Consider the following 12,997-nt stretch of genomic DNA (forward strand, 5'->3'; position numbering starts at 1 on the left):
GGCGCAAAAGAAAAGGACGGGTCTTGCCCGTCCTTTTCAGGAAGCGAACACCGCGCGCAACAGCGCCTGAGCCTGCTGATACTGCGGCTCGGCGGCGAGCTTTTCCCACGACAACGCCTTGCCGCGCGGACGCATCCGCTTCAGGCGGCGCTTCGATTCCTTCGATTGCGTGAAGCGCAGCGCATCGAGCACCTTCCCCGCTTCTTCCGGCTGATTGCAGATCAGCACCATGTCGACGCCCGCTTCGAGCGCAGCCGTCGCGGCTTCCGTCAGCGTGCCGCCCTGGCGCGCGGCTTCCATCGACAGATCGTCGCTGAAGACCGCGCCTTCGAAACGCAGCTTCTTGCGCAGGATGTCCTGGACCCACACGCGCGAAAAGCCGGCCGGCTTGCTGTCGACCTTGGGATAGATCACATGCCCCGGCAGCACCGACGCCAGCGACAAGCCAAGCCAGTCGTACGGCGCAACATCTTCCTTGAGGATCTCGTCGAGCGTTCGTTCGTCGACGGGCACCGCGTGGTGCGAATCCGCCGACGCGAACCCGTGACCCGGAAAATGCTTGCCGCAGTTCGCCATGCCCGCGAGCGCGAGTCCGTGATTGAGGCTCTTCGCGAGCAGCGTGACGACGCGCGGATCACGATGGAACGCGCGATCGCCGATCACCTGCGAGTTGCCGTAGTTCAGATCGAGCACGGGCGTGAAGCTCATGTCGATGCCGCACGCGCGCAACTCCGACGCGAGGATGTAGCCCACGGCCGTCGTCACCTTGGTCGCGTGCAGCACGTCGTCGTCCCACAGCGCGCCGAGCTTGCCCATCGACGGCAGCACCGTGAAACCGTCGGTGCGAAAGCGCTGCACGCGCCCGCCTTCGTGATCGACAGCGATCAGCAGATCGTCGCGCACGTCGCGGATCGCTTCCGTCAGCGCGACGAGTTGCGCGCGGCTTTCGAAATGACGCGCGAAGAGGATCACGCCACCTGTCATCGGATGAGCGAGGCGGCGCTCGTCGTCGGCGTTCAGCGTCTTGCCAACCACATCGAGCATCACCGGGCCAGGAGTCAGTTTCATCGGGTCTATGAGGGCAAAAGGAAGGGAACGCGGCGCCGCTTGCGCGCTCGCGCCGCGTCGGGGTGATCAGGCAGAACGATCGGCCGTCTCGGCGATCACGAACGACGCCGCGTAATCGCGCTCGTCGGACAGTGTGACCTGCGATGTGATCCCGCGTTCGGCAAGCCACTCGGCGAGTTCTCCGGACGCCACGCATACAGGACGGCCGCTCGCTTCATTGAGCGTCTGCAGCGTGCGCCAGGTCATCGGCCAGCGCATGCCCAGTCCGATCGCCTTCGAGAACGCTTCTTTGACGGAAAAGCGCGTCGCGAGAAACGCAAGCCCACGCGCCTGCGAGCGCGCATTGCGCGCCTGATAGACGCGCAGCTCTTCGGGTCCGAGCACTTTCTCGGCGAAGCGTCCGTTGGTGCGTTCCATCACCGCCGCGACGCGGCTCACCTGAACGATGTCGGTGCCGATGCCGTAGATCGCCATATGCGTGCCGCCGCTATTGTGTCGTTGCGTGTCGTTACGAGCGCGCCGCGAGACGCGCGGCGACCATGATCGCCTTCATCTCGCGCACGGCGTTGTCCCAGCCCGCGAAGATCGCGTGCGCGACGATCGCATGGCCGATATTGAGTTCGACGATGCCTTCGATCGCCGCGATCTGCTGGACGTTCGTGTAGTGCAGGCCGTGGCCCGCATTCACCTTCAAGCCCAGCGACGCGCCGAACTCCACGCCGCGCACGATGCGCTCGTACTCGCGCTGCAGCTCTGTCGGATCGTGTGCGTCCGCGTAAGCGCCCGTGTGCAGCTCGATGACGGGCGCGCCCGCTTCATGCGCGGCGCGAATCTGCGTTTCGTCGGCGTCGATGAAAAGCGATACGCGCGAGCCGGCATCGGCCAGTTGCTTGCACGCGGCGCGCACGGCTTCAAAATGACCGGCGACGTCGAGCCCGCCTTCCGTCGTCAGTTCCTGGCGCTTTTCCGGCACGAGGCACACGTCGTGCGGCTGCACTTCACATGCGATGTCGAGCATCTCCTTCGTGACCGCGCACTCGAGGTTCATGCGCGTCTTCAGTTGCGGCCGCAGCGCGCGCACGTCGGCGTCGACGATATGGCGGCGGTCTTCGCGCAGATGCAGCGTGATCGCATCGGCGCCCGCCTCTTCCGCCTGGAGCGCGGCGCGCACGGGATCGGGGTATGACGTGCCGCGCGCGTTGCGCAGCGTCGCGACGTGATCGATGTTCACGCCCAGGTCGATCACATTCGGGGAAGTCAGAAAGAAGCTCATAGGTTCTGCAGATCGATCAGAATCTGGCGCGTCGCGAGGGGCGTGCCGCCCAGATAGGTGTTGAGCAAAAAGCGCATCAGCGTCTTGCTTTGCGCGACGGTCTGCGCTCGATGGTAATCGTCCTGTTCCATGTCGAGCAAGGTTTGACCGCTGATGACAGGCCAGTTCGAAGGAACGTCGTTCGATGCTTCGCGCACGCCGCGCTCGGGATCGAACACATAGCGCCCGTCGGGGACTACGGCCTTGCGTGCCACCGTGCGATTGAGCGACATCGCGTAGCCGGTTTCGCGCAGCAGCACGCGCTCGAACGAACGCAGCACCTGCACGGGCGGTTCGTCGTGCGCGAGGCGCGTCAGCGTGACGACGTAATGATGGAACAGTTGCGGATGCGGATCTTCGCGCGCGAGAAACTTGACGAGCAGCTCGTTCACGTAGAACCCGCACAGGAGCGCATCGCCCGTGAGCGGCAGCATTCCGCCGACCCACTCCGCTCCCGTCAGCGTGCGCATCTCCGACTTGCCGGACCATGCGAGCGACAGCGGCTGGAACGTCTGCAGCACGCCGCGCAGTGCGGAATGCGGGCGCTTTGCGCCCTTCGCGACGAGCGCGATACGCCCGTGATCGCGCGACAACACATCGATGATCAGGCTCGTCTCGCGATACGGATAACTGTGCAGTACGAACGCCGGCTGCTCGGCGATGCGGAATTCGGATGCCGGCGCGCGCGGCACGCGCGAAGGTGCCCGGCGTGCCGTCTTGCGCGGTGGTTGTTCGGACGCGCCGTAGTCGTCGGCGCTTTCTTCGATGTCGTTGTCGCGCTCGCGGTGCGAGGCGGCGTTACGGCTGCTAGCGCTGCGTTTTGCCGTGCGCATGGGCTTCGCGCGCCCGGACCGAGCGGACGACGCAGACGTCTCAGACTCGCCGCTGTGGGCGCGCGCGAAGTCGTCGTGATCGGCGTCCGGGTTGGCGTCGTTCGGCAGCGTCATCCACGCGTCAGATTGGGTGCCCGTCGCGCCGTCATTCGTAACCATAGGCGCGGAGTCCGGCTTCGTTGTCGGCCCAGCCACTCTTCACCTTGATGAACGTTTCCAGATACACGGGGCCATCGAACAGCTTCTCCATGTCGATGCGCGCTTCCGTGCTGATCTGCTTGAGCTTCGCGCCCTTCTGACCGATGATCATCGCCTTGTGCGAATCGCGCTCGACGAGGATCGTCGCAAAGATGCGGCGCAGGCGCCCTTCCGTCTCGAACTTGTCGATCAGCACAGTGCTCGTGTACGGCAGCTCGTCACCCGTCCAGCGGAACACTTTTTCGCGCAGGATTTCGGCGGCGAGGAAACGCTCGCTGCGATCGGTCAGGTCGTCTTCGCCGTAGATCGGCTCGCCTTCGGGCAAGTACGGCTTGACGGTCGACAACAGGCGCCTGATGTCGTCGGGATTCTTCGCCGACAGCGGCACGATTTCCTTAAACTCACGCAATGCGCTCATCTGCTGCATGAACGGGAACAGCGAATCTTTGTCGCCCACGCGATCGAGCTTGTTCGCGATCAGCAGCGTCGGCGCCGACGCGGGAATCAGGTCGAGCACCTTCTGGTCGTCCGGGCCGAAACGGCCGGCCTCGATCACGAACAGCACGGCATCGACGGATGTCAGCGTCGATGTCACTGCGCGATTCAGCGACCGGTTCAGCGCGCCGCTGTGGCGCGTCTGGAAACCGGGCGTATCGACGAAGATGTACTGCGCGTCATCGTGCGTGTTGATGCCCGTGATGCGATGGCGAGTCGTCTGCGCCTTGCGCGACGTGATGCTGACCTTCTGGCCAACAAGCGCGTTCATCAGCGTCGATTTGCCGACGTTCGGGCGGCCAACGATCGCGACCATGCCGCAGCGAAAACCAGTGGGGGTGGAAGCGTTCATATTCAGACTACGGCAGGTTCGTGTGGACGCGCGGTGAGGGCGCGTTCACGTCGGATTGCGTTCAATGACCGGCATCGGCCACGCGCGTTTGCACCGCGCCGGCGACGCCGGATTCGAGATCGGTCGCGCCCGCGCCCGGCGCGGCCTCGCGAGCACGCGACGCGGACTTGTCGGCGCCGCGAGGATTGGGGTCAAGCTTGTCTGCGGATTTTTCGGCGGGCTTTTCAGCCGGCTTTTCGACGGGGCGCGCTTGTGCTTCGGGCTTGTCGGACGGCTGGCGTTCGGTAAGGCGCACGACAGTTTCCGGTTTGTCGGCGGGCTTGTCTGCTTTTTCGGGCTTTTCGCCCTCGGGTTTTTCGCCCTCGGCTTTTTCACCCTCGGCTTTTTCACCCTTTCCCTGGGCTGTCCGATCGTGCGTTCCCTTTTCTTGCGCGGACTTGTCCGGGTTCGACTTCTCGGAAGCGGGCTTTTCGGCGGTCTTGTCGGTTGCTCGCGCCGGACGCTCGGTCTTGTCGGCGCGCTCCGTCTTGTCGGCCGCTTCCTGACTGTATTCGACGTGAGCGGCACGGATCACGGCCAGCGGCGCAGCTTCAGCGGCCTGGCCGGCGGATGGCACATCCGGTAACGCCGGCTTCATGTCGCCGCGCGCGGCACGCTCGGCCTTGCGATGATCGGGCGCGCGCAGATCGAGCGCCGCCTGCACGCCTGTCACGCCCGGCACGAATTCCACCTCGGCTTTGGCCGCTCGCGCGCCTTTCGAGCGCTTCGGCTTGGCAACCATGGCCGGCGCCGCCGCCATCACTTCGTCGAGTGCCTTCTTCGCCGCCGCCTGTTCGGCGGCACGACGGCTCGCGCCGGAACCGGACACTTTCACATCCAGCTTGGGCACCGTGCATTCGACTTCGAACTGCTGATTGTGCGCAGCACCGTGCGTCGCGACGACCGTATAGGTCGGCAGCGGAATCTTGTGGCCCTGCAGATATTCCTGGAGCAAGGTCTTCGCGTCCTTGCCGAGCGTGCGCGGATCGATGTGGTCGAGAATCGGCACGTAAAGACGTTTGATGACCGTCTGCGCAGACTCGAAGCCGCCGTCCAGAAAGATCGCGCCGAGAATGGCCTCGAGCGTGTCGGCCAGGATGGACGGGCGCCGGAAGCCGCCGCTGCGCAATTCGCCTTCGCCCAACCGCAAGCCTTCTGAAATATTCAGGGCTTGAGCAATCTCGTAAAGCGACTGCTGCTTGACCAGATTTGCCCGAACGCGGGACAGATCGCCTTCATCCAGTTTGCCGAAACGTTGGAACAATAGCGCGGCCACCGCGCAGTTCAGAACGGAATCGCCGAGAAATTCCAGCCGCTCGTTATGCGTGGCACTGTGACTGCGGTGAGTTAAAGCCTGGCGCAGCAATTCCGCATTGCGAAATTCGTAGCGCAAACGGCTTTCCAACGGAGATAGGGGCATGTGCAGAGTATAACGCGGGCGCCACACAGGGCGAAAACGCGGCCCCGGCGCCGAAAAGCGTGTTGTAGCGACGTTACCGCGCGTTGTTAAAGTAGCGTGATAACACGTCGCGATCACTGTGCGACGTGTTGCGCGGCTCAGAGGCGCATCCGCATGGGGACGCGCGAAGCGCAATCAATGGAAGCCGCCGATACGCTTCAGATTGCTGAAGTTCATCCAGATGAAGAACGCGCGACCGACGATGTTCTTGTCCGGCGCGAAGCCCCAATAGCGGCTGTCGGCGCTGTTGTCGCGGTTGTCGCCCATCATGAAGTAGTTGCCCGGCGGCACCTTGCACACGACGCCCTGCGCGTCGTACTTGCAGTTGTCGCGATACGGATAGTCTTCGGCGCCGACGATGAACGGTGGCACGGCAGGATTGTTGAGAATCGCGTTCTTGCGGCCGTCGATGTCTTCTTCGAACTGCTTCGCGTAGCCGATGCGCTCTTCGTCGAAGTAGTCGGGCAGCGGCGTTTCCGGAACGGGCTTACCGTTGATCGTGAGCTTCTTGTCCTGATACGCGACGACATCGCCCGGCAGACCGATCACGCGCTTGATGTAGTCGACGGATTCGTCCTTCGGATAGCGGAACACGACGATATCGCCACGCTGCAGCGGACGGCCCTCGGTGATCTTCGTATTCACGATGGGCAGGCGAATGCCGTAGTCGTACTTGTTCACGAGAATGAAGTCGCCGACCAGCAGCGTCGGCACCATCGAGCCCGACGGAATCTTGAACGGCTCGACGACGAACGAGCGCACGACAAACACAATGAGAATCACCGGGAAAAAGCTCGCCGTGTATTCGAGCCACCACGGTTGGCGCAGCTTTTCTTCACGCAGGCGCGCGCGCGTGGCAGGCGCGTTCTCATCGGCGAAGCGCTCGCCGATGCGCGCCTGCTGACGATCGAACTCGTCAACAGCTGCTTCCGCCGCGCGGCGCCGTTGCGGGAGAAAAACCAGTTTGTCTGCGACCCATGCCACGCCCGTAATGATCACGAGCACAAAAAGAATCAGCGCAAAATTCATAGGGTTCCAGTTTTTAGTCTTATTTGTCTTCGACGCGCAGAATTGCTAGGAAGGCCTCTTGCGGAATCTCGACGGAGCCGACCTGCTTCATCCGCTTCTTGCCTTCCTTCTGTTTCTCCAACAGCTTCTTCTTACGCGTAATATCGCCGCCATAACACTTGGCAAGAACGTTCTTACGCAGCGCCTTGATGTTCTCACGCGCGATGATATGCGCGCCGATCGCGGCCTGAATCGCGACGTCGTACATCTGGCGCGGAATGATCTCGCGCATCTTCGCTGCCACTTCACGGCCGCGGTACTGGCTCTGCGAACGGTGGACGATCACCGACAGCGCATCGACCTTGTCGCCGTTGATCAGCATGTCGACCTTGACGACATCCGACGCGCGATACTCCTTGAACTCGTAATCCATCGACGCGTAGCCGCGCGACACCGACTTCAGGCGATCGAAGAAGTCGAGCACGATTTCACCCATCGGGATTTCGTACGTCAACTGAACCTGGCGGCCGTGGTACTGCATGTTCACCTGCAAGCCACGCTTTTGCGTACACAGCGTGATCACCGCGCCGACATAGTCTTGCGGCATGTACAGGTTCACGGTGACGATCGGCTCACGCACCTCTTCGATCTTCGACGGGTCGGGCATCTTCGCCGGGTTCTCGACCATCATGATCGTGCCATCGCGCTGCACGACTTCGTACACCACGGTTGGCGCAGTGGTGATCAGGTCCATGTCGAACTCGCGCTCGAGACGTTCCTGGACGATCTCCATATGCAGCAGACCGAGAAAGCCACAACGGAAGCCGAAGCCGAGTGCCTGAGACACTTCCGGCTCGTACATCAGCGATGCGTCGTTGAGCTTCAGCTTTTCGAGCGATTCTCGCAGCGCGTCGTACTGGTTCGCTTCAACGGGATAGAGACCAGCGAACACCTGCGGCTTCACTTCCTTGAAGCCGGGCAGCGGTTCGGGCGCGGCATTCTTGACGGTCGTGACGGTATCGCCGACCTTCGCCGCCGTCAGTTCCTTGATACCCGCGATGATGAAGCCCACCTGCCCTGCCGACAGCGATTCGAGATTCTTCGACTTCGGCGTGAACACGCCGACATGCTCGACGGGATATTCGGCGCCCGTCGCCATCAGGCGAATGCGGTCCTTCGGACGCAGCGTGCCGTTGACGATACGCACCAGCATCACGACGCCGACATAGTTGTCGAACCACGAGTCGATGATGAGCGCCTGCAGCGGTTCGTCCGCGTTGCCCTTCGGCGGTGGCACCTTCGCGATCAGCGCTTCCAGCACGTCCTCGACGCCCATGCCCGTCTTTGCGCTGCATGGCGTGGCGTCGGTGGCGTCGATGCCGATCACGTCCTCGATTTCGGCGATCGCGTTTTCCGGATTCGCAGCGGGCAAATCGATCTTGTTGAGCACGGGCACCACTTCGACGCCCAGTTCGATTGCCGTGTAGCAGTTCGCGACCGTCTGAGCCTCGACGCCCTGACTAGCGTCGACGACCAGCAACGCGCCTTCACACGCGGACAGCGAACGGCTGACTTCGTACGAGAAGTCGACGTGCCCCGGCGTGTCGATCATGTTGAGGTTGTACAGTTTGCCGTCACGCGCGCGGTACGTCAGCGCGGCCGTCTGTGCCTTGATGGTGATGCCGCGCTCGCGCTCGAGATCCATCGAGTCGAGAACCTGTGCTTCCATTTCGCGGTCCGACAGACCGCCGCAAATCTGGATGATGCGATCGGCGAGCGTCGACTTGCCATGGTCGATGTGCGCAATGATCGAAAAGTTACGAATATGATCCATTCAGTGCCGATCAAGCGAAAAAGGCGCGCTCGGACGATTGCGGAGCACGCCTTGTAAGTAGGTGAAAAACCTGTCTATTTTAGCCGAAAAGGGGGTCGACGGGCGCGTCTTGCGGTCGGCGGGAATCATTCGTGCTCTCTGGCCGACTGTCACGGCCTCATCTGCCGGCCGCTCGCAGCGACCCCGTTCAGCATGCCGGCGTAGCGCGATGACCCGCTAGCGCCGCGCGCACCCGCGGTTCGTCGAGGTGGTAGCGACACAACTCGACGCCCTCATGAACCAGCACGGGCACCCAGTCGTTGTAACGCGCTTCCAGCGACGGATCGGCGTCGATGTCGATTACTTCGACCTGCGCGCCGAACTCGGCCAGCAACGGCTCGAGCGCCGCGCGCATGTCGTCGCAGAGGTGGCACCACGCGCGTCCGTAAAGCGTCAGCGATACCACGTCGATTACTTCGCCGCGCGCGGGCGAATCGGCACGAATTGCGTGTTGTCGCCGCGGCGGACCAGCAGCGCGACCATCTTCGACGAATCGAGATGAGAGGTCACTTCTTCGAACTGCTTCGCGCTCGTGATGTCCGTGTCGCCGATGCGCAGGATGAGATCGCCACGCTGCAACCCGACGCGCGCTGCCGGACCGTCGACGGCGTCAACCTGCACGCCGTTGCGCAGCTTGAGCGACTTCAACTGGTCGGCGGGAATGTCGCTGACGGCAACGCCCAGCGCATTCGACGCGCGCGGCTTCGGCGTGGGCGGCTTCTTTTGCTCGGCCTTCGCGGTCTTGTCCGGCTGCATTTCGGCGACCGTCACGGGCACTTCACGCGTCTGGCCCTTGCGCCAAACCGTGATCGTCGCCTTCGTGCCCGGCTTGGTGTCGCCGACCATGCGCGGCAGGTCCGTCGCGGTGTCGACGTTATGGCCGTTGAACTTCAGGATGATGTCGCCCGGCTGCACGCCGGCCTTGTCGGCGGGACCGCCCGGCTCGACGCTGCTGACGAGCGCGCCCTGCGCTTTCGGCAGACCGAGCGAATCGGCTACGTCCTTCGTCACTTCACCGATCGCGACGGCAATACGTCCGCGCACGACCTTGCCCGAGGTCTTCAACTGATCGGCCACGCGCATCGCTTCGTCGATCGGAATCGCGAACGAAATGCCCATGAAGCCGCCCGTGCGGCTGTAGATCTGCGAGTTGATGCCGATCACTTCGCCTTGCATGTTGATCAGCGGACCGCCCGAATTGCCCGGGTTCACGGCCACGTCCGTCTGGATGAACGGTAGATAGTCACCCGTGTCGCGGCCCTTTGCGCTGACAATGCCCGCCGTCACCGTGTTTTCGAGGCCGAACGGCGAGCCGATCGCGACAACCCATTCGCCGACGCGCACCTTGTTCGAATCGCCGATTGGCACCGTCGGCAGATTCGCCGCGTTGATCTTCACGACGGCTACGTCCGTGCGGTCATCGACGCCGATCAGCTTCGCCTTGAATTCGCGCTTGTCGGTGAGCGTCACGTAGATCGTGTCGGCGTCGTCGATCACGTGCGCATTCGTCATGACGTAGCCATCCTGCGACAGGATGAAGCCCGAGCCGACGCCGCTGTTCTGCTCGGTGTCGCCGCCGCCATCCGGCGACTGGTCCTGATCGTTGTTGCCTCCTCGCGGAGAATTCGGCGAATTCGGCGTGCCCGGCGATTGCGGCGAGTTCGGCATCGGAATGCCGAAGAAACGCCGGAAGAACTCCGACATGTCGCCGTCGTCCATGCCGGGCGGCAAGCCGCGCGCCGAACTGGTGACCTTCGCCGTCGTGCGGATGTTGACGACGGCAGGCCCGACCTTGTCGACCAGATCGGTGAAATCGGGCAGATTGGCAGCAGGTGCCGCCGACGCCGTGTGCGGCATGAACGGCAGACAAGCCACCAGCACTGCGGCCGCGAAGAATTTGCGCACCGAAAGAGTCGTCATGTCGTAGCGAACCGAAGGATTACCGGGAAGGCTTGTATTCTATGGCAGCCGCAAATTGCTGCAACGTGGCCTGAGGCACTTCCCCAAGCAATGTGATCCAGAAATCGCCGCGCCGCTTGACCAGCACGTGCGTTGCGCCGCTGTTTCCCGCCCCTTCCTTGCGTGTGCTTTTTTCGACCGGCTCGACGAAGATCGACAGCGCCGCGAGGCCATCCGAGAACACCATCTGATCGACGGGAATAGGCGGATTGGACGGATCGGCCGCTGCCATCGGCCGGCGCAGTTCGCGGATCTTGTGGAAGCCCGCGACGGGCGGCGCGACCTGCCAGCCCTGCGCTTCCATATCGACGGGCTCGACGGGCGGCCGCACGACGGTCCAGCCGGCCGTGTTCTTGATGCCGCTCGCGATGGGCCCCTTGTCGGCGGGAACGCCGATGCGAATCTGCGAAAACGACATCTGTTCGAGCACCTGACCACTCGGATCGAGCGTCTGCGCGCGCAGCAGCAAGCCTGTCTTCGTGTCGGCCCACAGCTTGTAGGCGAAGCGGTTGGCATCCTTCGGATCGAGTTCGATCACCTGGCTGTCGACACCGGCGACGCGGTCCGTGCCCAGCATCTTCGGGTCATAGACGGTCAGTACCTGATCGCCACTTGCCGACAGGAGCGCCGGGAACGAATCCTTGTTCTGCCGCTTTTCGACGACGCACAGATGACGCTCGGGCACGAACGTATACAGCTCGTCGTTGTGACGCAGCATCTTGCGAGGCTTGCCGTCGAGGCTTTCGAGCGATTCGAACTCGCCATCGCTGCGCGTCGTGTAGTGCGAAATGCGCGAGGACTGGACGAAATTGCCGCGCTGATAAACGAATGCGCCTTCGTAGTTCTGCTGCTGGGCAGCCTGATGGATCCGGTTCAGCAGTTCCGCCGCGCTGTGCCGGGCAGCGGAATCATCCGTTTGCGCAAAGGTGCGCGACGTTGCGGACAACATCACGGCTGCACAGAACAGGAATGCCGGCAGCCGCCTCAAGATAGTCGTTTTTTTCAACCGCAGACTCTGCATCAGACTATTGGCCCTGCGTCGTCAGGGAGGCCGCGCGGAGCAACGGCATCGAGCCCGACACGACAGGCTGCAGGCCGAACTGCTGATGCGCTTCCAGATACTGATCGAGGTTGGCGTCACGGATGATGTTGCCGTCCTGGACGTTTGCCTGCGCCGTGGTCGCGGCCGGCATCGAGGCCATCGCCACGCGCTGCATCGAGTCCGAACGCGGCGCGACCGATGCGACCTGCGTGACGCCGGAGCCCGCCGTGTTCATGCCCTGCAATTGCGGCATCACGATCCACGTGAGCGTGGCGGCAGCCGCGGCGACGGCAAAAGCCGGAATCACGCGCCGACGCAACGATAACAAGCGGCGCGCGACCGGGATCGAAGCAGGCGCCAGCACGTGAGCCTCACTTTCGAAGCGGGCTGCGAAACCGCTCATGAACGCGCTGCTTGCGGCCGGACTGACAGCCAGATCGTCGGAACGCAGCGCGTCGCCGATCAGGTGATAGCACGACCATGTCGCACGGCCTTCATGGTCCAGTGCGGCAAGAATTGTGTTCGGATGCTCGCCGTCGATCATTTCCCCGTCGACGAAAGCAGACAGACGCTCGCGATGCGAGCTTGCTTGCGCATTTGTTTGCATTGGCATCGAACCAGACCCCATGATGCTCCCCATCTTTACAGACACCCCGTAGTGACACCACTTAACCCAGATACTGCGCCGCTGTCCGCGAGGCCCGCTAGCCGCTGTGTTCAACAGCCGTTACCAGCGCTTGCCCTCGGGTGTGTCAAGCAGCGGACGCAATTTTGCCGCAATGGCTTCGCGAGCGCGGAAAATTCTCGACCTGACGGTGCCGATCGGGCACCCCATCATTTCAGCGATTTCCTCGTAGCTCAGACCTTCAATTTCACGAAGAGTTATGGCGGTGCGCAACTCTTCCGGTAAAACCGCCATCGCAGCATTGACCGTCTCTGCGATCTGTTTGCTCATCAACATCGACTCGGGCGTGTTGATATCCCTTAGTTGGTCAGCATCGGAGAAAGTTTCAGCCTCTTCAGCGTCCGCTTCGGTCGAAGTGGGCGCGCGCCGGCCCTGGGTCGCAAGGTAATTCTTGGCCGTATTGACGGCAATCCGGTACAACCACGTATAGAACGCGGACTCGCCGCGGAATTGGGGCAGCGCCCGGTATGCCTTGATGAAGGCATCCTGGGCCACGTCCTCGACCTCGGCGGGATCCCGCACGAGGCGCGAGATCAGCCGGATGATCTTGCGGTGGTACTTCGAGACCAGAAGCTCGAACGCGGCCTTGTCGCCATTCTGGACGCGTTCAACCAGCACCTGATCTATTTCTTTTTCGCTCACCTGATAAATCCGTTAACTTTTGCGCGTGTGGC

13 protein-coding genes are annotated in these 12,997 nt (G+C 62.7%); all 13 read right to left on the reverse strand.

Translation table 11 applies throughout. From position 1 onward, the window contains the following. Nucleotides 1–36 precede the first annotated feature (36 nt). Entirely contained in the window at nucleotides 37–1,068 is a 1,032-nt protein-coding gene (gene nagZ / locus GCT13_RS09155; RefSeq protein WP_152757130.1) for a beta-N-acetylhexosaminidase, read from the reverse strand. A gap of 66 nt (nucleotides 1,069–1,134) precedes the next feature. After that, nucleotides 1,135–1,542 carry a holo-ACP synthase gene (gene acpS, locus GCT13_RS09160; protein ID WP_152757133.1) on the reverse strand — a complete coding sequence of 136 codons (408 nt, stop codon included), beginning with the start codon at nucleotides 1,540–1,542 and terminating at the stop codon, nucleotides 1,135–1,137. Nucleotides 1,543–1,576: 34 nt separating this feature from the next. Continuing rightward, nucleotides 1,577–2,341, reverse strand: coding sequence for a pyridoxine 5'-phosphate synthase (gene pdxJ, locus GCT13_RS09165; protein WP_152757135.1), 765 nt, complete (start codon nucleotides 2,339–2,341; stop codon nucleotides 1,577–1,579). Beyond that, nucleotides 2,338–3,372, reverse strand: coding sequence for a DNA repair protein RecO (gene recO / locus GCT13_RS09170; RefSeq protein WP_152757137.1), 1,035 nt, complete (start codon nucleotides 3,370–3,372; stop codon nucleotides 2,338–2,340). The genes pdxJ and recO overlap by 4 nt, the downstream gene beginning before the upstream one ends. Then, entirely contained in the window at nucleotides 3,359–4,258 is a 900-nt protein-coding gene (gene era, locus GCT13_RS09175; RefSeq protein WP_152757139.1) for a GTPase Era, read from the reverse strand. Before era ends, recO begins: the two co-directional genes overlap by 14 nt. A 61-nt stretch (nucleotides 4,259–4,319) precedes the next feature. Beyond that, nucleotides 4,320–5,717, reverse strand: a complete 1,398-nt coding sequence (gene rnc, locus GCT13_RS09180) for a ribonuclease III (RefSeq protein ID WP_152757141.1) — start codon at nucleotides 5,715–5,717, stop codon at nucleotides 4,320–4,322. 174 nt (nucleotides 5,718–5,891) lie between these two features. Further along, nucleotides 5,892–6,785: a signal peptidase I gene (lepB, locus tag GCT13_RS09185; protein ID WP_152757143.1), complete on the reverse strand. Its 894-nt coding sequence runs from the start codon at nucleotides 6,783–6,785 to the stop codon at nucleotides 5,892–5,894. Nucleotides 6,786–6,804: 19 nt separating this feature from the next. Next, complete coding sequence (gene lepA, locus GCT13_RS09190) at nucleotides 6,805–8,598, reverse strand: translation elongation factor 4 (RefSeq protein ID WP_152757145.1); 1,794 nt, start codon at nucleotides 8,596–8,598, stop codon at nucleotides 6,805–6,807. 187 nt (nucleotides 8,599–8,785) lie between these two features. Next, complete coding sequence (locus tag GCT13_RS09195; protein ID WP_321574262.1) at nucleotides 8,786–9,043, reverse strand: glutaredoxin family protein; 258 nt, start codon at nucleotides 9,041–9,043, stop codon at nucleotides 8,786–8,788. Between the two features lie 5 nt (nucleotides 9,044–9,048). After that, nucleotides 9,049–10,557, reverse strand: coding sequence for a DegQ family serine endoprotease (locus GCT13_RS09200; RefSeq protein WP_152757147.1), 1,509 nt, complete (start codon nucleotides 10,555–10,557; stop codon nucleotides 9,049–9,051). Nucleotides 10,558–10,576: 19 nt separating this feature from the next. Next, nucleotides 10,577–11,617 carry a MucB/RseB C-terminal domain-containing protein gene (locus GCT13_RS09205; RefSeq protein ID WP_152757149.1) on the reverse strand — a complete coding sequence of 347 codons (1,041 nt, stop codon included), beginning with the start codon at nucleotides 11,615–11,617 and terminating at the stop codon, nucleotides 10,577–10,579. Nucleotides 11,618–11,621: 4 nt separating this feature from the next. Next, on the reverse strand, nucleotides 11,622–12,266 hold the full coding sequence (locus tag GCT13_RS09210) for a sigma-E factor negative regulatory protein (protein WP_152757151.1): 645 nt from the start codon (nucleotides 12,264–12,266) through the stop codon (nucleotides 11,622–11,624). Nucleotides 12,267–12,365: 99 nt separating this feature from the next. Next, nucleotides 12,366–12,965, reverse strand: coding sequence for an RNA polymerase sigma factor RpoE (gene rpoE, locus GCT13_RS09215; RefSeq protein ID WP_012400242.1), 600 nt, complete (start codon nucleotides 12,963–12,965; stop codon nucleotides 12,366–12,368). Nucleotides 12,966–12,997: the final 32 nt, after the last annotated feature.

It is taken from the genome of Paraburkholderia franconis, from assembly GCF_009362735.1.
GTDB lineage: Bacteria > Pseudomonadota > Gammaproteobacteria > Burkholderiales > Burkholderiaceae > Paraburkholderia > Paraburkholderia franconis.

What these genes read in the sequence shown, in the direction of transcription:
- nagZ (WP_152757130.1), bottom strand. Translation starts at nt 1,068, where the DNA reads ATGAAACTGACTCCTGGCCCGGTGATGCTCGATGTGGTTGGCAAGACG.
- acpS (WP_152757133.1), bottom strand. Translation starts at nt 1,542, where the DNA reads ATGGCGATCTACGGCATCGGCACCGACATCGTTCAGGTGAGCCGCGTC.
- pdxJ (WP_152757135.1), bottom strand. Translation starts at nt 2,341, where the DNA reads ATGAGCTTCTTTCTGACTTCCCCGAATGTGATCGACCTGGGCGTGAAC.
- recO (WP_152757137.1), bottom strand. Translation starts at nt 3,372, where the DNA reads ATGGTTACGAATGACGGCGCGACGGGCACCCAATCTGACGCGTGGATG.
- era (WP_152757139.1), bottom strand. Translation starts at nt 4,258, where the DNA reads ATGAACGCTTCCACCCCCACTGGTTTTCGCTGCGGCATGGTCGCGATC.
- rnc (WP_152757141.1), bottom strand. Translation starts at nt 5,717, where the DNA reads ATGCCCCTATCTCCGTTGGAAAGCCGTTTGCGCTACGAATTTCGCAAT.
- lepB (WP_152757143.1), bottom strand. Translation starts at nt 6,785, where the DNA reads ATGAATTTTGCGCTGATTCTTTTTGTGCTCGTGATCATTACGGGCGTG.
- lepA (WP_152757145.1), bottom strand. Translation starts at nt 8,598, where the DNA reads ATGGATCATATTCGTAACTTTTCGATCATTGCGCACATCGACCATGGC.
- GCT13_RS09200 (WP_152757147.1), bottom strand. Translation starts at nt 10,557, where the DNA reads ATGACGACTCTTTCGGTGCGCAAATTCTTCGCGGCCGCAGTGCTGGTG.
- GCT13_RS09205 (WP_152757149.1), bottom strand. Translation starts at nt 11,617, where the DNA reads ATGCAGAGTCTGCGGTTGAAAAAAACGACTATCTTGAGGCGGCTGCCG.
- GCT13_RS09210 (WP_152757151.1), bottom strand. Translation starts at nt 12,266, where the DNA reads ATGGGGTCTGGTTCGATGCCAATGCAAACAAATGCGCAAGCAAGCTCG.